The organism is Pseudoalteromonas spongiae UST010723-006 (assembly GCF_000238255.3).
GTDB lineage: Bacteria > Pseudomonadota > Gammaproteobacteria > Enterobacterales > Alteromonadaceae > Pseudoalteromonas > Pseudoalteromonas spongiae.
The window spans coordinates 112,578-138,333 of record NZ_CP011039.1 but is presented as its reverse complement, the minus strand read 5'-3'; the positions used below and the strand labels follow the sequence as shown (position 1 = coordinate 138,333).

Sequence of the window (25,756 nt, the reverse complement as noted above, 5' to 3'; positions counted from 1 at the left end):
TATTATAGAGAAGCGCCGAATCGGCTTATTCTTCTTCCAGCTCGATGTTGATACCTAGTGAGCGGATCTCTTTCAACAATACGTTGAACGATTCTGGCATACCAGGTTCCATCTTGTGGTTTCCGTCTACGATGTTCTTATACATCTTAGTACGACCGTTAACGTCATCCGACTTAACAGTAAGCATTTCTTGTAGCGTGTAAGCAGCACCGTATGCTTCTAGTGCCCATACCTCCATCTCACCGAAACGCTGACCACCGAACTGAGCTTTACCACCAAGTGGCTGCTGAGTTACTAGGCTGTAAGAACCAGTCGAACGAGCGTGCATCTTGTCATCTACTAAGTGGTTTAGTTTCAGCATGTACATGTAACCTACAGTTACTTTACGCTCAAACTCATCACCAGTACGACCGTCATAAAGTGTTACCTGACCACTTGAAGGGTATCCACCTAGCTCAAGTAGTTCTTTGATTTCACTTTCTTTTGCACCGTCAAACGCTGGAGTTGCGATTGGTAAACCGCCTTTTAGGTTTTCAGCTAAGCGACGGATTTCATCATCAGAGAAGCTTGCAATATCAACTTTCTGACGACAGTCACCTAATGCGTAAGCTTTAGCAATGAATTCACGTAATTCGTGAAGTTCACGCTGTTCTTTCATCATGTCTTCTAGGCGCTCACCAATACCACGAGCAGCCAGACCCATGTGTGTTTCTAAGATCTGACCGATGTTCATACGTGATGGTACACCTAGCGGGTTAAGAACGATGTCTACGGTACGACCACGGTCATCGTAAGGCATATCTTCTACTGGTACGATTGTCGAGATAACACCTTTGTTACCGTGACGACCAGCCATCTTATCACCCGGTTGAATACGACGTTTAACAGCTAGGTAAACTTTAACAATCTTAAGAACACCTGGTGCTAAATCGTCACCTTGTGTGATCTTACGACGCTTAGTTTCGAAGCGCTTGTCGTAATCAGCTTTTAATTCATCATACTGTTCAGCTAGTTGCTCTAACTCGCCTTGTTGTGCTTCATCAGCTAGGCTTTGCGTTAGTAGCTTGTCTGCAGCAAGACCTGCAAGTGATGCTTCATCCATACCAGCAGCAATAAGTAGCTTGCGAGCACGGCTTAAGACACCTTCTTCAAGGATCTTAAATTCTTCGTTGAAGTCTTTCTTCGCTTCACGAACTTGCATCTCTTCGATTTCAAGTGCGCGCTTGTCTTTTTCAACACCATCGCGAGTAAATACTTGAACGTCGATTACTGTACCAGATACTGAGTTTGGTACACGTAATGAGCTGTCTTTAACGTCAGACGCTTTTTCACCGAAGATAGCACGTAGTAGCTTTTCTTCAGGAGTTAGCTGCGTTTCACCTTTAGGTGTAACTTTACCAACTAAGATGTCACCGCCTTTAACTTCAGCACCGATGTATACAACACCCGATTCATCAAGTTTGCCAAGTGCAGATTCACCTACGTTAGGAATATCAGCTGTAATTTCTTCTGGACCTAACTTGGTATCACGCGCGATACACTGAAGTTCTTGAATATGAATCGTGGTTAGACGATCTTCTTGAACTACGCGCTCTGATAGTAAGATTGAATCCTCGAAGTTATAACCATTCCATGGCATGAATGCCACGCGAAGGTTTTGACCTAGTGCTAAGTCACCTAAGTCTGTCGAAGGACCATCAGCAAGTACGTCGCCACGAACAACCGGCTCACCAACCATACACGTTGGTTTTTGGTTGATACAGGTGTTCTGGTTAGAACGTGTGTACTTAGTTAGGTTATAAATGTCGATACCCGCTTCACCTGGAACGCGCTCATCTTCATTTACGTTTACAACGATACGGCTCGCATCAGCGTAATCAACTACACCACCACGCTTAGCAACGATTGTTACACCTGAATCTTTCGCAAGTGTACGCTCGATACCTGTACCTACTAACGGCTTATCTGCACGTAATGTTGGTACTGCTTGACGTTGCATGTTCGATCCCATTAGTGCACGGTTCGCATCATCGTGCTCTAGGAATGGGATAAGTGCTGCTGCAACTGAGATAACCTGTTGTGGCGATACATCCATATATTGGATGCTGTCGCTAGGCATAAAGGTTGATTCACCTTTGTGACGACATGGAATTTGCTCATCAACAAAACGGTTTTCTTCTGTTAAGTTTGCGTTTGCCTGTGCAATTACAAACTGACCTTCTTCGATTGCAGATAGGTAATCAACTTCGTCAGTTACAACGCCGTCAATTACTTTACGGTATGGCGTTTCTAGGAAACCATAGTCGTTAGTACGTGCGTATGTTGAAAGCGAGTTGATCAGACCGATGTTCGGACCTTCAGGCGTTTCGATTGGACATACACGACCGTAGTGAGTTACGTGAACGTCACGTACTTCGAAGCCTGCGCGCTCACGCGTTAGACCACCTGGACCTAATGCAGAGATACGACGCTTGTGCGTTACTTCTGAAAGCGGGTTGTTTTGGTCCATAAACTGAGATAACTGCGATGAACCGAAGAATTCTTTAACCGCTGCAGAAATAGGCTTAGCATTGATTAGGTCTTGTGGCATTACTGCATCAAGATCACCTAAGCTTAAACGCTCACGTACTGCACGCTCAACACGTACTAAACCAACACGGAATTGGTTTTCTGCCATTTCACCCACAGAACGAATACGACGGTTACCTAAGTGGTCGATATCATCAACCTCACCTTTACCGTTACGAATGTCGATTAGAACCTTCATAACTGCAACGATATCTTCTTTACTTAGTGTACCTGCACCGTAACCTTCTTCGTGGCCAACACGGCTGTTGAATTTCATACGACCAACTTGTGATAGGTCGTAACGCTCTTCAGAGAAGAATAAGTTATCGAATAGTGCTTCTGCTGCATCACGCGTTGGTGGCTCACCAGGACGCATCATGCGGTAGATTTCAACAAGCGCTTCTAAACGATCATTTGTTGGGTCAACACGTACAGTTTCTGACATGTATGCACCGCTATCAACTTCGTTGATATACAGTGTTTCAATCTTGTTAAAGCCAGCTTTAACAAGTTCAGCCATTAACTCAAGTGACAGCTCAGCATTTGCTTCAGCTACAATTTCACCTGTGTCTTCGTTGATGTAGTTTTTCGCTACAACACGATCAATGATGTACTCGTGCGGAACTTCTAGCTGAGTAACGTTGTTCTTTTCTAGTTGTTTGATGTGACGCGCCGTAATACGACGGCCTGATTCAACAATCACATCACCAGAAGGATCTTTAATATCAAAGATCGCAGTCTCACCACGTAAACGTGATGGAACAAGTTCCATTAATACTTTACCGTCTGCTACTTCGAACGTTGTAGTTTCGAAGAACATATCTAGAATTTCTTCAGTTGAATATTCTAGTGCGCGTAAAATAATAGACGCTGGCAGTTTACGACGACGGTCGATACGTACGAATAGGTTATCTTTTGGATCGAATTCGAAATCTAACCAAGAACCACGGTAAGGAATAACACGTGCATTATATAAAACTTTACCCGATGAGTGCGTTTTACCACGGTCATTATCGAAGAATACACCTGGTGAACGATGTAGCTGAGAAACGATTACACGCTCAGTACCATTGATCACAAAAGTACCTGTATCGGTCATGAGCGGAATTTCGCCCATGTATACTTCTTGCTCTTTAATGTCTTTAACTGTGCCTGGTGCTTCCTTGTCCATTAGCACTAAGCGTAGCTTAACGCGTAATGGTGCAGAATAAGTCACACCGCGGATTTGACACTCTTTAACATCAAATACTGGCTCACCAATACGATAACTTACGTATTGTAGCTCAGAATTTCCCGAGTAACTTTTGATCGGGAAAACAGAACGGAATGCTGCTTCAAGGCCGTGATTGCCTTCTGCGTCCGGACTTAAGAATTTTTTAAAGGATTCTAACTGCGTAGACAGTAGAAACGGCACATCCAACACTTGTGGACGTTTACCAAAATCCTTACGGATACGTTTCTTTTCAGAATAAGAGTAAGCCATGGGGTTCCTCAGCTTGCTGACTTTTGACCCAACTGCTCATAATAATGAACAGACTAACTTGGCACTGTGGCCAATACTGCAACACCAATTTTTTAATTAGCTAAAAACATTAAAAATCAGTTGGTTGCAAAACTAATAATTAAACAACTTAGCTAATTATTGTGCGATTGCAAAGCCGGAGCTCTACAGCGCAAAAAGGCCGGTGAATAAAAATTCACCAGCCCTTGCCTGATTTTTGGTCAGGCAGCTAATCTAGCATAAGCTAGATTACTTGATCTCAACTTCAGCACCAGCTTCTTCAAGATCTTTCTTAAGTGCTTCAGCTTCTTCCTTAGATACACCTTCTTTGATTGGTGCAGGAGCAGACTCAACAAGCGCCTTAGCTTCTTTAAGGCCAAGACCAGTTGCGCCACGTACAGCTTTGATTGCAGCAACTTTGTTACCGCCAGCAGCAGCTAAGATTACGTCGAACTCAGTCTTTTCTTCAGCAGCTTCAGCAGGACCAGCAGCAACAACAGCAGCAGCTGCAGTTACGCCGAACTTCTCTTCCATAGCTTCAACTAGTTCAACAACTTCCATTACTGACATTTCAGCAATAGCGTCAAGGATTTGGTCTTTAGATACAGACATTTCAAATTTCCTAATAATTACGAACCATTAAGGGTTCAAAAAATACTTTACACCGAAAAAGAACAAAAAACAGCTTAAAATTAAGCAGCTTGCTCAGCTTTCTGTACACGTACTGCTTCAATTGTTTTACACAATTTACCAGCAGACGCTTCTTTCATAGCGCTCATTAAGCGTGCAACTGCTTCGTCGTATGTTGGTAATGTAGCAAGCATATCTGCGTCTACAACGTTACCTTCAAAAGCGGCCGTTTTAACTTCAAAGTTTTCATTCTTCTTCGCGAAATCTTTAAAGATACGCGCTGCAGCACCTGGGTGCTCAGAAGAGAAAGCGATTAAGCTAGGACCAACTAGCGACTCATTTAGACACTCATAATCAGTACCTTCAACAGCACGTTTAGCTAAAGTGTTACGAACAACCTTCATCCAAACGCCTGCTTCACGAGCTTCTTTACGAAGGGCAGTGATAGCATCTACAGTTACACCACGAGAATCTGCAACAACTGCAGAAAGAGCACCTTTGGCAGCTTCGTTAACTTCAGCAACAATTGCTTTTTTGTCTTGAAGATTTAACGCCATGGGTGTTACTCCTGGTTCTATGGGGACAAGCCCCTGTTTACTCATCTTTTAATCAAAATTAAGATTAAAAGTGCTTTTTACGGCGAGAGCCAGAAGATTAGGAAAAATCTTGCTGGGGATTCACACCGTCTACGTAGGAGATTAAGCACACCTAATGGTTTGCACCTACGGTCTTGGACGAAAGCCTAATTTATCGCTTTTGCTTGAAACAAGCGCGAAATTATAGACTCCAACCCGAATTTGGTTTTATTGTTGAATTAAAGAAAACTTCATAACTCAACAAAATGGCGCAAAATTATAGTCTAATTTTTGCGCCATGTAAACGCTATTCTCTAAATTATACTACTTGAGTATTTAGAGTAGCTTGGTCTACAGCAACACCAGCACCCATAGTAGTAGAGATGCTTACTTTCTTAAGGAAAGTACCTTTCGCTTGAGAAGGCTTAGCCTTCTTAAGAGCGATGATTAACGCTTCAAGGTTTTCTTGAAGTTGGTTTGCATCAAAATCTACTTTACCGATAGTAGTGTGGATAATACCGTTCTTGTCGTTGCGGTAACGAACCTGACCAGCTTTAGCGTTTTTAACTGCTTCTGCAACGTTAGGCGTTACAGTACCAGTTTTAGGGTTAGGCATAAGACCACGTGGACCTAGGATTTGACCTAGTTGACCAACAACGCGCATTGCATCTGGAGAAGCAACAACAACGTCAAAGTTCATTTCGCCTTTCTTAACCTGCTCAGCAAGGTCGTCCATACCTACTAAATCAGCACCAGCTTCTTTAGCAGCATCTGCGTTTGCACCTTGAGTGAATACAGCAACGCGTACTTCACGACCAGTACCGTGTGGTAGTACAGTTGCACCACGTACATTTTGGTCTGATTTACGAGCGTCGATGCCAAGGTTTACAGCAACGTCAACACTTTCAGTGAATTTAGCAGTAGCTAGTTCTTTAAGAAGAGCAACAGCTTCGTTGATTTCGTACTCTTTAGTTACGTCAACTTTTTCGCGGATTACGCGCATACGCTTAGTTAATTTAGCCATTCTCAATTACCCTTCTACATTCAAGCCCATTGCACGTGCAGAACCTGCAATCGTGCGTACAGCTGCGTCCATATCAGCAGCAGTAAGGTCAGGACGTTTAGTCTCAACGATCTCTTCTAGTTGTGCACGTGTTACAGTACCAACTTTCTCAGTGTTAGGACGGCCAGAACCAGACTTGATACCTGCAGCCTTCTTAAGAAGGTAAGATGCAGGTGGAGTTTTCATATCAAAAGTGAATGAACGGTCGTTGTAAACAGAAATGATTACAGGAACCGGTGCACCTTTCTCGATAGACTCTGTACGTGCGTTGAACGCTTTACAGAATTCCATGATGTTAACACCATGTTGACCTAGTGCAGGACCTACTGGAGGACTAGGGTTAGCCATACCAGCAGCAACTTGTAGCTTGATTAGAGCTTCAACTTTCTTTGCCATTTTAATAACCTCATTTAATGGGTCTTAGCCTTGTGCGTGCGAGGACACGTACTCAAGCGGCTTCCCAAAATTAAAAAATTCTTAGCTTTTGCTATCATCAGATAACAAAAGGCCGCTGATTATAGATTAACCAGCGGCCTTTTTCAATATGATCATTTAAGAATTATTTGTCAGCTTCAACCTGACCAAATTCTAATTCTACTGGTGTAGAACGACCAAAAATAAGTACAGACACTTTTACGCGGCTGCGGTCGTAATCAACTTCTTCAACAACACCGTTAAAGTCAGCAAATGGACCATCAATAACACGTACCACTTCACCTGGCTCAAACAATGTAGCCGGCTTAGGTGCATCTGCATTTTCTTGCAGACGGTTAAGAATACGATCAGCTTCTTTTTTGCTGATAGGCGCAGGACGGTCAGATGTACCGCCAATGAAACCCATTACACGTGGCGTGCTATTTACTAAGTGCCAGCTCGCATCGTTCATATCCATTTCTACCAGTACATAGCCTGGGAAGAACTTACGCTCTGAACGACGTTTTTGGCCTGATTTCATTTCTACAACTTCTTCAGTCGGTACTAATACCTCACCGAAGCTGTCTTCTAGGCCTTGGATTTTAATATGCTCAATAATTGTTTGAGCTACGCGTTTCTCAAAACCAGAAAATGCTTGTACTACGTACCAACGTAGTTTCTTTTCTTTGTTCTCATCCGCCATGGGATCAGATCTCCAATCCAGTTAAAAAGCCAACAATTCTAAATAATGCACCGTCTAGACCCCAAAGGATAAGCGCCATTACTACTGTTGCAATCATTACGATAAACGTTGTTTGAACCGTCTCTTGGCGTGTTGGCCACACCACTTTACGTACTTCTAGCTTCGCTTCTTTGGCAAACGCAATAAACTCACGTCCTTTACCCGTTAACGAGGCAACGCCCAAACCAGCGGCAATCGCTACTACTACACCAACTGCACGTAATAATACAGATTGATCTTCAAACATGTAATTGCCTACAACTGCGCCTGCTAGCAGTGCAATTGCTACAATCCATTTTAATGCATCCATTGAGCTTGATGGAGCTTCTACATTTGCGCTCATAATTAATTTACCTTAATACCAGACACAACAACCCCGGTGCTTAGACGAGGTTAATCCTTAAAATCCAAACTTTATAATCTACTTAGTAACAAGAAAATAAACTATCAGGTTTAGACTTCGAATTAAAGTGGCAGGGGCGACAGGACTCGAACCCGTAACCGTCGGTTTTGGAGACCGCTGTTCTACCAATTGGAACTACGCCCCTGCAAAGTGGATGCCCATTATACTGACCAATTCTTTTAAAACAAGGGTAAAAGATGCCCACTAAGCAATTATCTTAACTTTGCGATTTTCAAGATCGGCAATTTTTTATTTGTGGCAATAAAAAACCCAGCAAATGCTGGGTTTTTTCAGAACTTAGAAAAGTTTAATTACTTATTCTTTTCTTTTTGTTCAGCAATTACTGTCTCAGCTACGTTTGCTGGACATGCAGCGTAGTGTGAGAACTCCATAGAGAACTGACCACGACCTGAAGTAATTGTACGAAGGTGACCGATGTAACCGAACATTTCTGAAAGCGGTACTTCACCCTTGATGCGAACGCCCATTGCGCCAGCTTCTTGGTCTTTGATCATACCACGACGACGGTTAAGGTCACCAATTACGTCACCTACGTTGTCTTCTGGTGTGAACACGTCAACTTTCATGATTGGCTCAAGAAGCTGAGGACCTGCTTTTGGAATAGACTGACGGAATGCGCCTTTCGCAGCGATTTCGAACGCGATTGCTGATGAGTCAACTGCGTGGAAAGCACCGTCGAATAGTTCAACTTCAACGTCTAGTACTGGGAAGCCTGCAAGAACACCTTCTTCCATCATAGATGCGAAGCCTTTCTCAACTGCTGGCCAGAATTCCTTAGGAACGTTACCACCAACTACTGATGAAGAGAAAGTGAAGCCTGAATTTTGCTCGCCTGGCTTGATACGGTAATCGATCTTACCGAACTGACCAGAACCACCTGATTGCTTCTTGTGTGTGTAGCTGTCTTCGATTTCTTGCGTGATAGTTTCACGGTAAGCAACCTGAGGCTGACCAACAACTAGGTCTACACCGTAAGTACGCTTAAGGATATCAACCTTGATGTCTAGGTGTAATTCACCCATACCTTTAAGGATTGTTTCACCTGAATCTTCGTCAGTTTCAACCTGGAATGACGGATCTTCTGCAACCATCTTACCGATAGCGATACCCATCTTCTCGTTACCACCTTTATCTTTAGGTGCAACAGCGATTGAGATTACCGGATCAGGGAAGATCATCGCTTCAAGAGTACATTCGTGCTTAGGATCACATAGAGTGTGACCTGTTTGAACGTTCTTCATACCTACAACAGCAATGATGTCACCCGCTTGCGCTTCAGTGATTTCGTTACGGTCGTCAGCCTGCATCTCAACCATACGGCCGATACGCTCTGTTTTACCAGTTGCTGAGTTAAGAACTGTATCACCTTTCTTCATGCGACCTGAGTAGATACGGATGAACGTAAGTGCACCGAAACGGTCGTCCATGATTTTGAACGCTAACGCTTTTAGTGGCTCGTCTGCAGAAACAGTTGCAACTTCACCAGTTGGCTCACCAGTTTCTTTATCAGTTAACGGCTGAGGATCAACTTCAGTTGGTGATGGTAGGTAATCTACAACAGCATCTAGTACTAACTGCATACCTTTGTTCTTGAACGCAGAACCACAGTAAGTTGGGAAGAATGCTAGATCACGAGTACCTTTACGGATACACGCTTTGATTTGCTCTAGTGAAGGGATTTCACCTTCCATGTACGCTTCCATTAGGTCGTCGTCTTGCTCAACAGCAGACTCGATTAGCATCTCATGGTATTCTTCAACTTTGTCTACCATGTCAGCTGGAACGTCTTGTACTTCATAGTTTTCAGGAAGACCAGTCTCATCCCAAACGTATGCTTTTTTCTCTAGGACGTCTACAACACCACAGAATTCGTCTTCGATACCAATTGGTAGTGTCATAACTAGTGGGTTTGCACCAAGTACTTTCTCAACTTGACCTACAACGCGGTAGAAGTCAGCACCCATACGGTCTAGTTTGTTTACGAAGATACAACGAGCAACTTCTGATTCGTTAGCGTAACGCCAGTTAGTTTCTGACTGAGGCTCAACACCACCAGAACCACAGAATACACCGATACCACCGTCAAGAACTTTAAGTGAACGATATACTTCAACTGTGAAGTCAACGTGTCCAGGAGTATCGATAACGTTTAAACGGTGACCTTTCCACTCACACGTTACAGCTGCTGACTGGATTGTAATACCACGCTCAGCTTCCTGTTCCATGAAGTCAGTTGTTGATTCACCATCGTGAACCTCACCAGTTTTGTGGATTTTACCAGTTAACTTAAGGATACGTTCTGTTGTAGTCGTTTTACCCGCATCTACGTGGGCAAAAATACCGATATTTCTGTACTTAGATAAATCAGCCATTTCTTTACTCTAATTAATTAAAATTTTTCGCGCGGAGTATAACACTAGTTGATGACAACATCATCTAATAGTGGCTTATTTACAGCAATAAAATGTACATTTTTTAGCTTATTTAAGCTTTGAATTTCACATTTAGCTGTTTACAGCTTGAACAATCAACGTTCAAAAAAAGCACAACACCACTGCGAATGTTAAAAATGAAAAAAACCCGCGTAACAATTTACGCGGGTTTTTCAATGCTTATGCATTAACTATCAAGAATTAGTCTTCGATAGTTGCTACAACACCAGCACCTACTGTACGGCCACCTTCACGGATCGCGAAACGTAGACCTTCGTCCATCGCGATTGGAACGATTAGCTCAACAGTCATCTTGATGTTGTCGCCTGGCATTACCATTTCTACGCCATCTGGTAATTGGATATCACCTGTTACGTCAGTTGTACGGAAGTAGAACTGTGGACGGTAGCCTTTGAAGAATGGCGTGTGACGACCACCTTCATCTTTAGATAGTACGTATACTTCTGAAGTGAACTTAGTGTGCGGCTTGATTGAACCAGGCTTACATAGAACCTGACCACGCTCAACTTCGTCACGCTTAGTGCCACGTAGAAGTGCACCAATGTTCTCACCAGCACGACCTTCGTCTAGAAGCTTACGGAACATTTCAACACCCGTACAAGTAGTAGTCGTAGTTTCTTTGATACCTACGATTTCTACTTCGTCGTTCACGTTGATGATACCAGCTTCAACACGGCCTGTTACTACTGTACCACGACCCTGGATTGAGAATACGTCTTCGATAGGCATGATGAATGGCTTATCGATGTCACGCTCTGGCTCTGGGATGTAAGTGTCTAGTGCTTCTGCAAGCTCAACAATCTTGTCTTCCCACTCTTTCTCGCCTTCTAGTGCTTTAAGAGCTGAACCTTGGATTAGTGGTAGGTCGTCACCTGGGAAATCGTACTCTGAAAGAAGTTCACGAACTTCCATCTCTACTAGCTCTAGTAGTTCTTCGTCGTCAACCATGTCACATTTGTTCATGAATACGATGATGTAAGGTACACCAACCTGACGTGAAAGAAGGATGTGCTCACGTGTCTGTGGCATTGGGCCATCAGTCGCTGCTACTACTAGGATTGCGCCGTCCATCTGTGCAGCACCTGTGATCATGTTTTTAACATAATCCGCGTGTCCTGGACAGTCTACGTGTGCGTAGTGACGAGTTGGTGTATCGTACTCAACGTGTGAAGTTGAGATTGTGATACCACGCTCACGCTCTTCTGGAGCGTTATCGATTGCTGCGAAGTCTTTCGCTTCACCACCGTATACTTTTGCAAGTACGTTAGTGATTGCTGCTGTTAGAGTTGTTTTACCGTGGTCAACGTGGCCGATTGTACCTACGTTTACGTGCGGTTTCGAACGTTCAAACTTTTCTTTTGCCATGACGGAACCTATAAAGTTATATAACTAAAATTACATGTAAAAGTGTCTACAACAAGCGCAGACGTATTCAAATAATTGAATAAGTTTATGACAAATTAAAGGAAGTGGAAAATATTTAAGAAAGGTTGAACTCGATACTGGTGCTGATAGGCAGATTTGAACTGCCGACCTCACCCTTACCAAGGGTGCGCTCTACCGACTGAGCTATATCAGCACACCAGAAACTGGAGCGGGCAGCGGGAATCGAACCCGCATCATCAGCTTGGAAGGCTGAGGTAATAGCCATTATACGATGCCCGCTTTCGGAACCTGTTCTTAACTACCTCTAACCGTCAAGAGTAAGTGGTGGAGGGGGACGGATTCGAACCATCGAAGGCAATGCCGTCAGATTTACAGTCTGATCCCTTTGGCCGCTCGGGAACCCCTCCACAAATTCTTTTAAAGCTAGACTTTCATATAGTGAAAGTAAAATGGTGCCGACTATCCGAGTCGAACGGATGACCTACTGATTACAAGTCAGTTGCTCTACCAGCTGAGCTAAGTCGGCACGTATACTGCTTAAGTACGGGGCGAGATTCTAAGGCAAGGTTTTACGATATGCAACCATTTATTTTAAAAAAAGTTAAAGATATCGTTCAAACGTTGAAGATTTAGTCAAATCGCTGCAGTTTTATGCGGTTATCCCGCTATTTCGCATATGCAACTAACCCGCGCAACACCAAATCTTCAATGAATTCGCTATTTTCAAGATGATCTGACAGTAGCTTGCCATAACCACCTGTACACAATACACGAATATTATCACCAAATAAGCGCCTTGCTTGCGCGACCAAACCTAAACTGGCTGCTAAACAACCATAACTTAGTGCTTCTGGAGTATTAATACCAACCGTGTTTTCAAACGACACCTGTTCACTGGCAAATACTTTTTCCGCGCGCGATGTGATTGACTCCATCATCAAATCTATTCCTGGAATAATCCAGCCGCCTTGATGTGTTTTACCTTCAACTAATACGTCAACTGTCGTTGCTGTGCCAGCATCTACAATAATTGCTGATTGGCCCGCATAGAGGTGGGCTGCTGCAAGCACCACAAGCCAGCGATCAATACCGAGATTGCGAAACTGTTGATAAGCACAACTAATTCCATTGTGCTCGGCTGACACTTTTGTAGTAATCACTTCAATCCCACGCTCATTCGCATCGCTAATTAGATTATCAAGTTGCTGATTACTGCGAACACTGGCGATAAGCACTTGGTTAATGTCCTGCCAATTAACTTCGTGTTGGCGAATAAACGTAATTTCATCATTTTTGTATAGCGCTAATTTAAGTGCGGTATTACCTACATCAACTAACAGCTTCATTGTTACATAACCTTACGCACAGAAATTTCACCGCCATAGTAGGTTTTTTCATTGCCGTCTTGACGTAAAATTAAACCACCTTGTTGGTCAATGCCAACACATATTCCTTGCCAAGTTTTTTGACCCGTGTTTAATGTGACAAGTTGTTCTGCAAACGCATTAACATTATTCCACTCTTGATACATATCACTTAACCCTGATAGTTGATACTGAGCTAACCGTTGCTCTAAACAACAAGTAAGCTGAGCAATTAGCACATTTTTATCCACTTGCATGCCAAGTCGTTTCAGATCAATCCAAGCTTGGTCAATATGCTCACTGGCGTTTTCTGGCATCGCGATATTCAATCCAATACCAATAACTAAATGACATGGCCCTTCTGGTTGACCATCTAACTCAACTAATACACCTGCTAACTTTTGGTTATTCACTAAAATATCATTTGGCCACTTTAAACTAACTTGCAAGCCATAAAGGGTATGTAAGCAATCAAATACAGCTAAACCAACCGCAACACTGACACCCATTGCTGCTTGTAAACCATCATCCAGTAACCAGTAGTAGCTATAATAAAGGTTCGCACCAAATGGTGATTGCCAAACACGGCCACGTCTGCCGCGCCCTGCATTTTGCATTTCAGCTACAACCACAGTTCCTGATGTAACCACTTGCTTACTTGCAAGACGTTGCATTAATTCGGTATTCGTAGAGTCGATACTTGCAAATGTTTCGAAGTTACCAATCTGCCCTGATAATTTTTGATATTCGTTTTCAACCACTGCTTTCGCAATTAAACCGATATCTTGTTTAAGACAATACCCTTTGTTATTCACTTTATAGATATCAAGGCCGAGCTCACATAGTGACTTAATATGCTTTGCTACCGCCGCACGGCTTATGCCCAGTTGCTCACCAAGATGTTGACCAGAGATAAACTCGCCACCTTGCAGCGCTTGCAATACCGCAAGCTTAGTGCCTTTTATTTGCGACATGTTGCAACCTCAACTTTGGTTTCACCAGTTTTAGCAACAAGGCGAACTTCATGTTCAAGTACAACACCGAATTGTGAGAACACCTTGTTTTGAATGTGCGCTACCATCGCCAACAGATCATCACGCGTTGCAGTGCCAGTATTAATCAACACTAAAGCCTGCTTATTACTCACCTGCACACCGCCCATCTTAAACCCTTTTAGCCCTGCTTTTTCTATTAACCAACCGGCGGCTAATTTTGTCGTATTTGTGCAAACAGGGTAAGTAGGCATATTTTCATATTGCGTATGTAAGCTTTCGATTAATGTATTTGGCACGATAGGGTTTTTAAAAAAGCTACCACTGTTTGCCTCCACCGCAGGATCAGGTAGTTTGCTTGAACGAATTGCAATAACTGCTTTCATTACTTGTAGCGCATTTGGCGTATTAAGTTCTTGCAACGGTCCATAAGTTAATTGAGGTTGCCACGCTTTTGTCAGCGTAAATTCAACCGATGTAATCACAAACTTGCCTAGCAAGGCATGCTTGAAAATTGAATCACGATACGCAAATTGGCATTCTGCAGCGGTTAATGTTTGATATTCACCCAGCTCAATGTTGTAGCCTGATACACTTGTGATTAAGTCTTTTACTTCTACACCATACGCACCAATATTTTGTACTGGTGCAGCACCAACTGTGCCTGGAATAAGCGCCAAATTTTCAAAACCATAAACACCCTGCTCAGTGCACTCGGTGACTAACTGATGCCAATTTTCACCCGCGGCAACGTTTAAGATATACGCGTCAGTGCTTTCTGAAATCTCTATTCCTTTATTTGCGATTTGAATTATCACCCCTTGGTAATCATCAACAAATACCGTATTGCTCCCCTCACCGAGTACAATAAATGGCGCTTGCCAGTCTATTGTTTGTAGCTCAGTTGGGTCTTCAATGCGTATTAAGCGCTTTGCATATGCCGGTAACGCGAAAGTATGGAGTTGAGATAATGAAATCAAAAGTAATTCTCAAGGTAATGACAATGAAAGTATGCACATATTAACGCATTCTTTTACTCGACGTATAGAAATGCGTATTATTGACGCCAATTGTATACAACCCGTTTTAGGAAAAGCACATGAAGCTAACCACTATTGCTAGCTTAGTAGCAATGACATTATCTGGCACCTCTCACGCCGCATATGACGAGCATACATTTGGTAATTTAAACGATGTTCTTTCTACGCACATTCATTTAGACCTTGAAATCGACTTTGATAATAAACAACTACAAGGTTTTGCTGAGCATACGTTAGATTGGCAACAAAAGAATGCAAACCAGTTAGTGTTAGATACGCGCGATTTAGAAATTGATAAAGTGCTATACAAAGACAACGCAGGAAAATGGCGTCAAGCAAGTTGGCAGCTTGCCAAAGATGACGGCGTTAGAGGCTCAAAGCTGACTATTAACTTTGCTAATCAAGCCGAGAAAGTGCGCGTTTACTACAACAGCTTGCCACAAGCGTCAGGCCTACAGTGGTTAACTCCTGAGCAAACCGCAACTAAAACGCAACCATTTATGTACAGCCAATCGCAAGCCATTCACGCGCGCAGCTGGATCCCGGTACAAGATACTCCAGCTATGCGTGTGACATATACTGCCCGCATTCAAACGCCAAAAGATGTTCGTGCGGTAATGAGTGCTGATAACACCGACGCATTTATTAAAGACGGTGATTACCAGTTCACCATGCCACAAGCTATTCCTCCTTACTTAATTGCGATTGGCGCAGGTAATTTAGAATATAAAGAAATGTCGCACCAAACTGCGATTTTTGCAGAGCCAACAATTCTTGATGCATCGGTTGCTGAGTTCAATGATACGCAAACCATGATTGAAAAAACCAATGCGATTTACGGTGAGTATGCATGGGGTCGTTACGACTTATTAATGTTGCCGCCAAGCTTCCCATTTGGTGGTATGGAAAATCCGCGCCTTTCATTTATTACCCCAACTGTTGTTGCTGGTGATAAGAGCCTTGTAAATCTAATCGCGCATGAGCTTGCTCACTCATGGTCGGGCAACCTTGTTACAAACGCTACTTGGGAAGACTTATGGCTAAATGAAGGTTTCACTTCATACGTAGAAAACCGCATTATGGAAGAAGTGTTTGGTCGTGACCGCGCAGTGATGGAACAGGCACTCGATACCGCGGCGCTAAAAGGTCAAATGCCGAACTTAGACCAAGGTGATACGCGATTAAACCTAAAGTTAAATGGCCGCGATCCGGATGATGCATTTAGCAAGGTTCCTTATATTAAAGGTATGCTATTTTTGATTTACCTTGAAGAAAAGTTTGGACGCGACCGCTTTGACGAGTTTGTGCGTTCATACTTTAACGAATATTCTTTTAAATCGCTTACCACAGCTGAATTTGAGAAGTATCTCGCTGAAAATCTACTAAACAAATACCCTGGTATTGTATCGGTTGAAAAAGCAAAAGAGTGGATCCATCAACCAGGTTTACCTGCTGATGCACCAAATCCAACATCAAATGCCTTTATCAACGTAGATGCCGCTGCAAAAGTATGGCTAGAGAATGGTGATGTACAAGCATTGCCAACAAACAACTGGACCGTGCATGAGTGGCTTCACTTTATCAATAATCTACCGCGCGATTTATCAATTGATAAAATGACCCAATTAGATAAAGCCTATGACTTAACACATTCAACTAACGACGAATTAAGCTTTGCTTGGTACATGCTTGCTGTTGGTAATGGTTACCAGCCAATCTATGGCCCACTGGAAGAGCACCTTGTTGGTATTGGTCGTCGTAAGTTAATTGTCCCGCTATATAAAGCGCTTATTGCCAATGGCAAAAAAGAGTGGGCACTTGCGGTTTACCAAAAAGCAAAGCCTGGTTATCACCCGCTTGCTCAGGGTACTGTAGAAAACTTATTTAAATAAGTTTTTTGATTTTAAAAGGCAGCGCTTAGCTGCCTTTTTTATTTGCTAAAAATGCTGCTTTTTCTTGTTCAGTGGCTTGTGACCACCAAAACTCAAGCATACTTAGCGCACTAGGTTGTTGACTAACAGGTGCGTTAGGTGATTTTTCAGCAACCACTTGAATTTTAGATGATGACTTTGGCGCAGCGCTATTAGATAGCGCGCTTGCAGTTGTAGCTGGCAAATGTGCCTTATTTTTCTGTTCCGTAGAGAGCACTACTTGCGCTTTTACAGGTTCTAAACGCAATGCTTGGCTGTTAGCTTCTAGCTCTTTAAAGGTTGCAAACGGGCTTTTAATATACTGCTTTGCACCATCAATATCATCAGCACGTGGCATTGAAAGCTGATAAGTTGCCTCGCTATTTTCAATATTGATCACAAGCCAAAATGGCTCTGACTCGATGACTTCATGTTCATCATAATCAATTTCGTAAAGGTCTTTATACTTCACTTTGACTTTATGCTGGCCTTGTGACACTGTCACTTCATCAACACTTGAAAAAAGTGAATGCTCTACTTTATTCTCATTCACTTGTAGCGGGATTAACTCTTCTGAAAACTTTACCGTTGCGGCATACGCTAAACTTGGTAATAACAAACTGAGTGCTAATAGATTTTTCATACTCGTTTCAATAAACCCTTGCAGATATATTCCATCAATCTAAACTGGCATAATTCGAACAGAATTACTACTAGGATGTTGGTATGAGTCAAGAAACCCTATTCACCAAAATTATTAATCGCGAAATTCCAGCTGATATTGTCTATGAAGATGAGCTAAGTCTTGCATTTAAGGACATAAACCCACAAGCGCCTTTCCACGTACTTATTATTCCGAAAAAGCCAATCGCTACAATTAACGACATTGCATTAGACGATCGAGAGCTTGTAGGCCATCTGTATTACGTTGCTAAACAGCTAGCAACAGAGCATGGCTTTAGTGATGAAGGCTACCGTGTGGTTATGAACTGTAACGAAAATGCAGGACAAACAGTTTTTCATATTCACCTGCACATGCTGGCAGGAAAAATGCTAGGTTGGCCACCGTATACTGACAACGCAAAGACCTAGATAAAAGTATTAATTAGTTTAAAAAAACAATACAAAAGTCTAAATATTATGTTAAGCTTCTGCTATTAATTTAAGTAGAAGCTTTATTTTTTGAGTTAAACAATGAATAACACAGCGTTTATCATTTTGAACACTAATCCTACTAATAATTCTGGATTGGAAGTTTTAAAACCATTACTAACCACCCAAGGTCTAAACGTTCTACACGGGTTTGATGGTAAAGATGTACCAAGCAACACGCGCTTATTATTTATCGAATCTAACGGTGATAATGTTTGGCAACGTTTACAAACACATATTTCTGAACTAAACACTGACTGTGACATTATTTTGTTTAACATCAGCGATAATACTGAACTCGCTAATCGCGCTCTTTTATCAGGTATTCGTGGTGTATTCTATGAAACAGATAATGCTGATGTATTAATGAAAGGCATTCGCTTACTGCTTGATAATCAACTCTGGTTCCGCCGTGATGTAATGTGTAGCGCATTGAACCGCTTATTACAGTTCAATAAAGAAGCCATTAATCAGATCACAGACGCTGAATTAGAGCCAGTGAAATTAACAAAGCGTGAGCGCGCAATCATTAGCCTAATGAGTAAAGGTGCAAAGAATAAAGAAATAGCCGACGAGCTTAATATCAGCCCGCACACGGTGAAAACACACTTATACAGTGCGTTTAGAAAAACCAACTGTCGTAACCGCATCGAGCTACTTTCATGGGCGCAATATAATATGCCTAATGAGCTGCGATAATACTCTTTGAAGATTACATAAAAACGCCAAGCAAATGCTTGGCGTTTTTTTATGTTTTTCACTAAAACATGTAGTGGTAGTAAACACCTAGGTGTTTAGCATCTACTGTGTAATCTTGTATAACGTTAAAATTACCTACTTTTTCAAGCGTATATTCTTGCGATACAAAGCGGAACTCGAATTCGCTGTTTGTATTTGCTAATGCATACTTACCCGATAACACCACACCCGTTGCAGACTCGAAGGTCGCATCTTCAGTAAAGTCACTATCAAACTCAACATTTGAATGTAACGTAAGGCCCAAACCAAGCGATACCGATTCATTTAAACGGTAGTAAGGAATTGCTTCAAATACAACGCGTGAGAATGTCATATCGCCGTTAGAAGCGCTTGCTGAATCAGCATGATAGCCAAGGTTAACCTGCACATCGACTTGCTGCCAAACATTAGCTGATAATGAAGCACCAACTGTGTACAAACCACCCGCTTTAACACGTTCCGTCGAATCATCTTCATAGTAAAGCTTACCTACTTCATCACCACCATAGGTAAGACCTGCGTACAAGCCAAACTTAATTGGGCTCGGTGATGGCTGCTCAGCTTCTTCGGCTGCATAAGTAAACTGAGATAATCCGGCTAAGGTAAGGAATAGAATAGTTTTTTTCATCATAATCCATTGAAACATTGAGAAGAGGCGCGGATTATACGGATGCGGAACTAATTTCTCAAGCTCTAAACAACTAAACTGGAGCAGTAAGCTTTGCTTGCCTGATTGTGTAAGAGTGCTAAAAAAGCATACATAGCGGCAAAGCAGCCAGATGCTATGTAAAGCAATAGAAAGTTGAATTGTTAAATTTTAGACGTAAAAAAGCCGAGCATTTGCTCGGCTTTTTAATTCTTTAAATCTTACTCTGCAGACTGCGCGTCTTCTTGAACTTCTTCAGTCGCTGGGCGATCTAGTAGTTCAATGTAAGCCATTGGCGCGTTGTCACCTGCACGGAAGCCACACTTAAGAATACGAGTGTAACCACCTGGACGATCCGCGAAACGAGGACCAATCTCAGTGAACAATTTACCAACTACTTCTTTATCACGCGTGCGAGCAAACGCTAAACGACGGTTTGCAACGCTATCAGTCTTAGCCAGTGTGATTAAAGGTTCAATTACACGACGTAACTCTTTCGCTTTTGGCACAGTAGTTTTGATGATTTCGTGCTTCACCAAAGAACTTGCCATGTTGCTGAACATCGCTTTACGATGACTGCTGTTACGGTTTAATTGACGACCACTCTTACGATGGCGCATGACCCTATCCTTCTAACTAAACTTATCGTTGATTATTCAGCTAAGCTTGCTGGCGGCCAGTTTTCTAGGCGCATACCTAGAGACAGACCACGTGATGCAAGCACGTCTTTAATTTCTGTAAGTGACTTCTTACCAAGGTTTGGTGTTTTAAGAAGCTCAACTTCAGTACGCTGAACAAGATCACCGATATATTGAATTTGCTCGGCTTTCAGACAGTTCGCAGAACGTACAGTAAGCTCTAAATCATCAACTGGACGAAGTAGAATCGGATCAAACTCCGGCTTCTCTTCCTTCTCTTCTGGCTCAGCCACATCACGTAAATCTACGAATGCGTCTAATTGCTCAGCTAGAATAGTAGATGCACGACGAATTGCCTCTTCAGGATCAATCGTACCATTTGTTTCCATATCGATAATAAGCTTATCTAAGTCTGTACGTTGCTCAACACGTGCTGATTCAACCGAGTACGCAATACGCTCAACCGGGCTAAATGATGCATCTAGCAACAAACGACCGATTGGGCGCTCATCGTCTTCAGAGGAAATACGGCTCGACGCTGGAACGTAGCCACGGCCACGTTGAACGCGAATACGCATGCTGATTTCACTGCTATCAGTCGTCAGGTGACAAATCACGTGATCTGGGTTAGCAATTTCAACACTATCATCGTGTTGAATATCAGCAGCGGTTACAGGGCCAACGCCTGATTTAGTCAGCGTTAGAAATACTTCATCTTTCTCGTGTAAAGAAACTGCTAAACCTTTAAGGTTTAGTAGAATTTCGATGATGTCTTCTTGAACACCTTCCTTCGCACTGTATTCGTGTAGTACGCCGTCGATTTCAACTTCAGTCACTGCACAACCTGGCATTGATGAAAGTAAAATACGACGAAGTGCATTACCTAAAGTGTGACCAAAGCCACGCTCTAGCGGCTCTAAAATTACTTTAGAACGCGATGTACTTACAGCGTCGATATCGACTAATTTTGGCTTTAGGAATTCGGTAACAGAACCCTGCATGTGTATCCTCTCTTATCTTTTAACTTTACTTCGAGTAAAGTTCGACGATTAGCTGTTCATTAATTTCTGCAGACAGATCAGAACGCTCAGGTAAACGCTTAAATGTACCTTCTAGCTTCTTAGTGTCTACTTCAACCCAAGTTGGCTTCTCGCGTTGCTCAGCTAGTTCTACAGCTGCAGTAATACGAGCTTGCTTCTTAGCCTTCTCACGGATTTCAACTACATCTTCAGCTGAAACTGTGAATGAAGGAATGTTTACAACTTGACCATTAACAACGATTGCTTTGTGGCTTACTAGCTGACGAGCTTCAGCACGTGTGCTAGCGAAACCCATGCGGTAAACTACGTTGTCTAAACGTTGTTCTAGAAGCTGAAGTAGGTTTTCACCTGTGTTGCCTTTAAGACGAGCAGCTTCTTTATAGTAGTTACGGAATTGCTTTTCTAGTACACCGTAGATACGACGAACTTTTTGCTTTTCACGTAATTGTAAACCGTAGTCAGATAGGCGACCTTTACGAGCGCCGTGTTGACCTGGTGCTGTTTCAAGCTTACATTTAGAGTCGATTGCTCTAACGCCGCTCTTAAGGAACAGGTCAGTACCTTCACGACGACTTAGCTTGAGCTTAGGGCCCAAATATCTTGCCATGTTATTTCTCCTAACCTATTGTTATACGCGACGTTTCTTCGGTGGACGACAACCATTGTGTGGAATTGGCGTCACGTCAGTAATGTTTGTAATACGGTAACCTAGTGCATTTAATGCACGAACTGAAGATTCACGACCTGGACCAGGGCCCTTGATGAATACTTCTAGGTTCTTTAAACCATATTCCTGAGCAGCAGTACCTGCACGCTCAGCAGCAACCTGTGCAGCGAATGGCGTAGATTTACGTGAACCACGGAAACCAGAACCACCTGCAGTTGCCCAAGATAACGCATTACCTTGACGGTCTGTAATAGTAACAATAGTGTTGTTGAAAGAAGCATGAACATGAGCCATACCATCAGCAACTTGCTTTTTAACCTTCTTACGACGGATTGGTGCTTTAGCCATAACTTACCCCACCTTATTTCTTGATAGGCTTGCGAGGACCCTTACGAGTACGCGCGTTAGTCTTAGTACGCTGACCACGTAGTGGAAGCGAACGACGGTGACGTAGGCCACGGAAACAACCAAGGTCCATAAGACGCTTGATATTTAGAGTAACTTCACGACGAAGATCACCTTCAACAGTGTACTTACCAACTTCTTCACGTAATTGGTCAAGAACTTCATCACTTAGTTCACCGATTTTTGTGGTCTCGGCGATACCAGTCGCTGCTAAGATAGCCTTAGAGCGAGTCTTACCTACACCATAGATGCTTGTTAAAGCGATAACAGCATGCTTATGGTCAGGAACGTTAATGCCTGCGATACGGGCCACTAACATATCTCCTATAAATGAATCTGATTATCATCCTGTTGGAAAGCCCGTATAGGATACCCAACCGATATCAGATTTCTACCAATGAAACAGGCCGAGCTTACGCTCAGCCTGCATGACTTAATTAGCCTTGCCTTTGCTTATGCTTAGGGTCGCTGCAAATTACACGTACAACACCTGCACGCTTAATAACTTTACAGCTACGGCAAATTTTCTTAACGGAAGCACGTACTTTCATAACTTAACTCCGTAGTCAAAGCCTTATCGGCCATAGCCTTTAAGGTTTGCTTTTTTCAGCACAGACTCATACTGATGAGACATCAGATGCGTTTGTACTTGTGCCATAAAGTCCATGATAACAACAACGATAATCAAAATTGATGTACCGCCGAAATAGAATGGCGTTTGCCATGCCATTGTCATGAACTCGGGCACTAGACAAATAAAGGTAATGTACAATGCGCCAGCTAAAGTTAGGCGTGTCATTACTTTATCAATGTATTTAGATGTCTGCTCACCTGGGCGAATGCCTGGGATAAATGCCCCTGATTTTTTCAGGTTGTCTGCTGTTTCACGCGGGTTAAATACCAACGCAGTGTAAAAGAAGCAGAAAAAGATGATTGCAGCTGCTAAAACCATCGCATATAGCGGCTGTCCAGGAGACAATGCTAAAGAGATAGTTTGTAATGTATCAGCAACCGGGCCTTCACCTTGACCGAACCAGCTCGCAATTGTACCAGGGAACAGAATAATACTACTAGCAAAGATTGGTGGAATAACCCCTGCCATATTAACTTTCAATGGTAAGTGTGAACTTTGCGCTGCAAATACCTGACGGCCTTGCTGACGTTTAGCGTAGTTAACAACGATGCGACGTTGTCCACGCTCAAAGAACACTACCAAATAAGTTACAGCAAAAACAATTACCGCAATCAATAGTAGTACTAACGGTTGTAAATCACCTTGGCGCGCCATTTCGGCAGTCGAACCAATAGCAGACGGCAAGTTAGCTACAATACCCACAAAAATTAGAACTGAGATACCGTTACCGATACCACGCTCTGTAATTTGCTCACCCAACCACATTAGGAACATTGTACCAGTCACCAAGCTCACTACAGCAGTGAAATAGAATGCAAGACCAGGGTTAACCACTAGGCCTGACATCATATTCGGTAAACTAGTTGCAATACCAATAGATTGGAATGTAGCTAGCACGAGCGTTGCATAACGAGTGTGTTGGCTGATCTTCTTACGACCTTGCTCACCTTCTTTCTTCAATTCCATGTAAGTTGGATGCATATGTGTCATCAACTGCATGATAATTGAAGCGGTGATGTAAGGCATAATACCTAACGCCAACACCGATGCACGCTCAAGTGCACCACCACTGAACATGTTGAACATCTCAACAATGGTGCCCTTTTGTTGCTCGAAGAACTGGGCCAATACTGCGGCGTCAATACCAGGGATCGGCACGAACGAGCCTAAACGGTAAATAATGATAGCACCCAATACAAATAGTAATCGGCGCTTCAGCTCCGCTAAGCCGCTTTGTGCACTTTGCATATCTAGACCTGGTTTAGCCATAGTACTTCCTTATTATTCTTCTATCTTGCCTCCGGCAGCTTCAATCGCTTCACGAGCACCTTTAGTCACTTTAAGACCTTTAACGGTAACCGCGCGAGAAACTTCGCCAGATTTAACTACTTTAACGAACTGAATGTTCTTTTTAACAATACCAGCTGCTTGTAGTGTGCTTAGTTCTACCACATCGCCTTCAACTTTAGCGATTTCGAACAGATTTACTTCTGCAGATACTAGTGATTTGCGTGAAGTGAAACCGAACTTAGGTAGACGACGTTGCATAGGCATTTGACCGCCTTCAAAACCAACGCGTACTTTACCGCCTGAGCGAGATTTTTGACCTTTGTGACCACGACCACCAGTCTTACCAAGACCAGAACCGATACCACGACCAACACGCTTACCAGGCTTCTTTGCACCTACTGCTGGAGAAAGTGTATTCAATTGCATCGAATTAACCCTCAACCTTAACCATGTAAGACACTTGGTTGATCATACCACGTACACAAGGAGTATCTTCTAACTCCACTGTGTGGTTGATACGACGTAAACCAAGACCACGTAAAGTTGCTTTATGCTTCGGTAAACGACCGATAGAGCTCTTTACTTGAGTTACTTTTACTGTATTTGCCATCGTGTCTTACCCCAGGATGTTATCAACGCTTAAACCACGTTTAGCAGCAACTGACTCAGGCGACTTCATGTTGTCTAGAGCTTTAATTGTTGCGCGTACAACGTTGATTGGGTTAGTAGAACCATATGCTTTAGAAAGTACGTTATGTACACCTACAACTTCTAGTACTGCACGCATCGCACCACCGGCGATGATACCTGTACCTTCAGCAGCTGGCTGCATATATACTTTAGAACCAGCGTGACGACCCTTGATTGGGTGCTGTAACGTGTTTCCGTTTAATTCTACGTTTACCATGTTACGACGTGCTTTTTCCATTGCTTTTTGAATAGCAGCAGGAACTTCACGTGCTTTACCGTAACCAAAACCTACTTTACCTGCGCCGTCACCAACAACTGTTAGTGCAGTGAAGCTAAAGATACGACCACCTTTAACTACTTTTGACACGCGGTTTACTGCAACTAGCTTTTCAGCTAATTCAGGTTGCTTTACTTCTACGTTAGCCATTCTCTGCTCCTAGAATTGTAAACCGGCTTCACGCGCTGCATCAGCAAGCGCCTTAACACGGCCGTGATATTTAAAACCACTGCGATCAAAAGATAATTTAGCGATACCTTTCTCAACTGCACGTTCAGCAACTGCTTTACCAACTGCTTGCGCAGCTGCAACATTGCTAGTGCCTTCGATTGAACCACTAATCGCTTTTTCTACAGTAGAAGCAGCAGCTACCACAACACCCTCAGGATTTACAACTTGCGCGTAAATATGACGTGGAGTGCGGTGGATAACTAGGCGAGTTGCGCCTTGTTCAATAAAGTTTCTACGAGTGCGTTTTGCACGACGTAGACGAGCTGTTTTCTTATCCATCGTTCTA

28 protein-coding genes and 5 tRNA genes are annotated in these 25,756 nt (G+C 42.8%); 3 read left to right on the top strand and 30 right to left on the bottom strand.

Annotation, left to right across the window (positions count from 1 at the left end):
* Positions 1-25: 25 nt before the first annotated feature.
* The 17 genes from rpoB to murB all read right to left on the bottom strand — a co-directional run bounded on the left by rpoB (position 26) and on the right by murB (position 15,092).
* Positions 26-4,051 (bottom strand): DNA-directed RNA polymerase subunit beta, encoded by a 4,026-nt coding sequence (gene rpoB, locus PSPO_RS00670; RefSeq protein WP_010562298.1) that lies wholly within the window; start codon positions 4,049-4,051, stop codon positions 26-28.
* A 267-nt stretch (positions 4,052-4,318) separates the two neighbouring features.
* On the bottom strand, positions 4,319-4,681 hold the full coding sequence (rplL, locus tag PSPO_RS00665; protein WP_010562297.1) for a 50S ribosomal protein L7/L12: 363 nt from the start codon (positions 4,679-4,681) through the stop codon (positions 4,319-4,321).
* Positions 4,682-4,761: 80 nt separating this feature from the next.
* Positions 4,762-5,256 (bottom strand): 50S ribosomal protein L10, encoded by a 495-nt coding sequence (gene rplJ, locus PSPO_RS00660; RefSeq protein WP_010562296.1) that lies wholly within the window; start codon positions 5,254-5,256, stop codon positions 4,762-4,764.
* 337 nt (positions 5,257-5,593) lie between these two features.
* The gene (rplA, locus tag PSPO_RS00655) at positions 5,594-6,298 is read right to left on the bottom strand and encodes a 50S ribosomal protein L1 (protein WP_010562295.1); all 705 of its coding nucleotides are present in this window, start codon (positions 6,296-6,298) and stop codon (positions 5,594-5,596) included.
* A 6-nt stretch (positions 6,299-6,304) separates the two neighbouring features.
* Positions 6,305-6,733 carry a 50S ribosomal protein L11 gene (gene rplK / locus PSPO_RS00650; RefSeq protein ID WP_010387320.1) on the bottom strand — a complete coding sequence of 143 codons (429 nt, stop codon included), beginning with the start codon at positions 6,731-6,733 and terminating at the stop codon, positions 6,305-6,307.
* Between the two features lie 163 nt (positions 6,734-6,896).
* Positions 6,897-7,454, bottom strand: a complete 558-nt coding sequence (gene nusG, locus PSPO_RS00645) for a transcription termination/antitermination protein NusG (RefSeq protein WP_010562294.1) — start codon at positions 7,452-7,454, stop codon at positions 6,897-6,899.
* 4 nt (positions 7,455-7,458) lie between these two features.
* Positions 7,459-7,836 carry a preprotein translocase subunit SecE gene (gene secE, locus PSPO_RS00640; RefSeq protein ID WP_010562293.1) on the bottom strand — a complete coding sequence of 126 codons (378 nt, stop codon included), beginning with the start codon at positions 7,834-7,836 and terminating at the stop codon, positions 7,459-7,461.
* Positions 7,837-7,964: 128 nt separating this feature from the next.
* Positions 7,965-8,041, bottom strand: a tRNA-Trp gene (locus tag PSPO_RS00635).
* 166 nt (positions 8,042-8,207) lie between these two features.
* Positions 8,208-10,289, bottom strand: coding sequence for an elongation factor G (gene fusA / locus PSPO_RS00630; RefSeq protein ID WP_010562292.1), 2,082 nt, complete (start codon positions 10,287-10,289; stop codon positions 8,208-8,210).
* A 261-nt stretch (positions 10,290-10,550) separates the two neighbouring features.
* On the bottom strand, positions 10,551-11,735 hold the full coding sequence (tuf, locus tag PSPO_RS00625; protein ID WP_010562291.1) for an elongation factor Tu: 1,185 nt from the start codon (positions 11,733-11,735) through the stop codon (positions 10,551-10,553).
* 138 nt (positions 11,736-11,873) lie between these two features.
* Positions 11,874-11,949, bottom strand: a tRNA-Thr gene (locus PSPO_RS00620).
* A gap of 11 nt (positions 11,950-11,960) precedes the next feature.
* A tRNA-Gly gene (locus PSPO_RS00615) sits at positions 11,961-12,035 on the bottom strand.
* A 43-nt stretch (positions 12,036-12,078) separates the two neighbouring features.
* Positions 12,079-12,163, bottom strand: a tRNA-Tyr gene (locus PSPO_RS00610).
* Positions 12,164-12,206: 43 nt separating this feature from the next.
* Positions 12,207-12,282, bottom strand: a tRNA-Thr gene (locus PSPO_RS00605).
* 139 nt (positions 12,283-12,421) lie between these two features.
* Positions 12,422-13,102: a type III pantothenate kinase gene (locus PSPO_RS00600; RefSeq protein WP_010562290.1), complete on the bottom strand. Its 681-nt coding sequence runs from the start codon at positions 13,100-13,102 to the stop codon at positions 12,422-12,424.
* Between the two features lie 2 nt (positions 13,103-13,104).
* Positions 13,105-14,094, bottom strand: coding sequence for a bifunctional biotin--[acetyl-CoA-carboxylase] ligase/biotin operon repressor BirA (gene birA, locus PSPO_RS00595; RefSeq protein ID WP_010562289.1), 990 nt, complete (start codon positions 14,092-14,094; stop codon positions 13,105-13,107).
* Positions 14,082-15,092, bottom strand: coding sequence for a UDP-N-acetylmuramate dehydrogenase (gene murB, locus PSPO_RS00590; RefSeq protein ID WP_010562288.1), 1,011 nt, complete (start codon positions 15,090-15,092; stop codon positions 14,082-14,084). Before murB ends, birA begins: the two co-directional genes overlap by 13 nt.
* Before the next feature lie 152 nt (positions 15,093-15,244).
* Here murB and PSPO_RS00585 point away from each other — a divergent pair, with 152 nt between their 5' ends.
* Entirely contained in the window at positions 15,245-17,044 is a 1,800-nt protein-coding gene (locus PSPO_RS00585) for a M1 family metallopeptidase (RefSeq protein ID WP_395387998.1), read from the top strand.
* 25 nt (positions 17,045-17,069) lie between these two features.
* Here PSPO_RS00585 and PSPO_RS00580 read toward each other — a convergent pair whose 3' ends face one another.
* Positions 17,070-17,705, bottom strand: a complete 636-nt coding sequence (locus PSPO_RS00580) for a DUF2057 family protein (RefSeq protein ID WP_010562286.1) — start codon at positions 17,703-17,705, stop codon at positions 17,070-17,072.
* An 83-nt stretch (positions 17,706-17,788) separates the two neighbouring features.
* Between PSPO_RS00580 and PSPO_RS00575 the strand changes: the two genes are divergently transcribed.
* Together PSPO_RS00575 and PSPO_RS00570 are read left to right on the top strand one after the other, a co-directional pair.
* Complete coding sequence (locus tag PSPO_RS00575; RefSeq protein WP_010562285.1) at positions 17,789-18,154, top strand: histidine triad nucleotide-binding protein; 366 nt, start codon at positions 17,789-17,791, stop codon at positions 18,152-18,154.
* Positions 18,155-18,256: 102 nt separating this feature from the next.
* Positions 18,257-18,913, top strand: a complete 657-nt coding sequence (locus PSPO_RS00570; protein ID WP_010562284.1) for a helix-turn-helix transcriptional regulator — start codon at positions 18,257-18,259, stop codon at positions 18,911-18,913.
* Positions 18,914-18,974: 61 nt separating this feature from the next.
* Here the strand turns inward: PSPO_RS00570 and PSPO_RS00565 are convergent, their stop codons facing one another.
* The 12 genes from PSPO_RS00565 to rplR all read right to left on the bottom strand — a co-directional run bounded on the left by PSPO_RS00565 (position 18,975) and on the right by rplR (position 25,749).
* Positions 18,975-19,580, bottom strand: coding sequence for a hypothetical protein (locus PSPO_RS00565; RefSeq protein WP_010562283.1), 606 nt, complete (start codon positions 19,578-19,580; stop codon positions 18,975-18,977).
* 239 nt (positions 19,581-19,819) lie between these two features.
* Complete coding sequence (gene rplQ, locus PSPO_RS00560; protein WP_010562282.1) at positions 19,820-20,218, bottom strand: 50S ribosomal protein L17; 399 nt, start codon at positions 20,216-20,218, stop codon at positions 19,820-19,822.
* 32 nt (positions 20,219-20,250) lie between these two features.
* Positions 20,251-21,237, bottom strand: coding sequence for a DNA-directed RNA polymerase subunit alpha (locus PSPO_RS00555; RefSeq protein ID WP_010562281.1), 987 nt, complete (start codon positions 21,235-21,237; stop codon positions 20,251-20,253).
* 25 nt (positions 21,238-21,262) lie between these two features.
* A complete protein-coding gene (gene rpsD / locus PSPO_RS00550; RefSeq protein WP_010562280.1) occupies positions 21,263-21,883 on the bottom strand; it encodes a 30S ribosomal protein S4 in 621 nt (206 codons plus the stop codon).
* A gap of 21 nt (positions 21,884-21,904) precedes the next feature.
* A complete protein-coding gene (gene rpsK, locus PSPO_RS00545; protein WP_010562279.1) occupies positions 21,905-22,291 on the bottom strand; it encodes a 30S ribosomal protein S11 in 387 nt (128 codons plus the stop codon).
* A 13-nt stretch (positions 22,292-22,304) separates the two neighbouring features.
* The gene (rpsM, locus tag PSPO_RS00540) at positions 22,305-22,661 is read right to left on the bottom strand and encodes a 30S ribosomal protein S13 (protein WP_010562278.1); all 357 of its coding nucleotides are present in this window, start codon (positions 22,659-22,661) and stop codon (positions 22,305-22,307) included.
* 124 nt (positions 22,662-22,785) lie between these two features.
* Positions 22,786-22,899, bottom strand: coding sequence for a 50S ribosomal protein L36 (gene rpmJ, locus PSPO_RS00535; protein ID WP_010562277.1), 114 nt, complete (start codon positions 22,897-22,899; stop codon positions 22,786-22,788).
* A 23-nt stretch (positions 22,900-22,922) separates the two neighbouring features.
* Positions 22,923-24,251, bottom strand: coding sequence for a preprotein translocase subunit SecY (gene secY / locus PSPO_RS00530; protein WP_010562276.1), 1,329 nt, complete (start codon positions 24,249-24,251; stop codon positions 22,923-22,925).
* 12 nt (positions 24,252-24,263) lie between these two features.
* Positions 24,264-24,698, bottom strand: coding sequence for a 50S ribosomal protein L15 (gene rplO, locus PSPO_RS00525; RefSeq protein WP_010562275.1), 435 nt, complete (start codon positions 24,696-24,698; stop codon positions 24,264-24,266).
* 4 nt (positions 24,699-24,702) lie between these two features.
* A complete protein-coding gene (gene rpmD, locus PSPO_RS00520) occupies positions 24,703-24,882 on the bottom strand; it encodes a 50S ribosomal protein L30 (protein WP_010562274.1) in 180 nt (59 codons plus the stop codon).
* 6 nt (positions 24,883-24,888) lie between these two features.
* Positions 24,889-25,389, bottom strand: a complete 501-nt coding sequence (gene rpsE, locus PSPO_RS00515; protein WP_010562273.1) for a 30S ribosomal protein S5 — start codon at positions 25,387-25,389, stop codon at positions 24,889-24,891.
* A 9-nt stretch (positions 25,390-25,398) separates the two neighbouring features.
* Positions 25,399-25,749: a 50S ribosomal protein L18 gene (gene rplR / locus PSPO_RS00510; protein WP_010562272.1), complete on the bottom strand. Its 351-nt coding sequence runs from the start codon at positions 25,747-25,749 to the stop codon at positions 25,399-25,401.
* Positions 25,750-25,756: the final 7 nt, after the last annotated feature.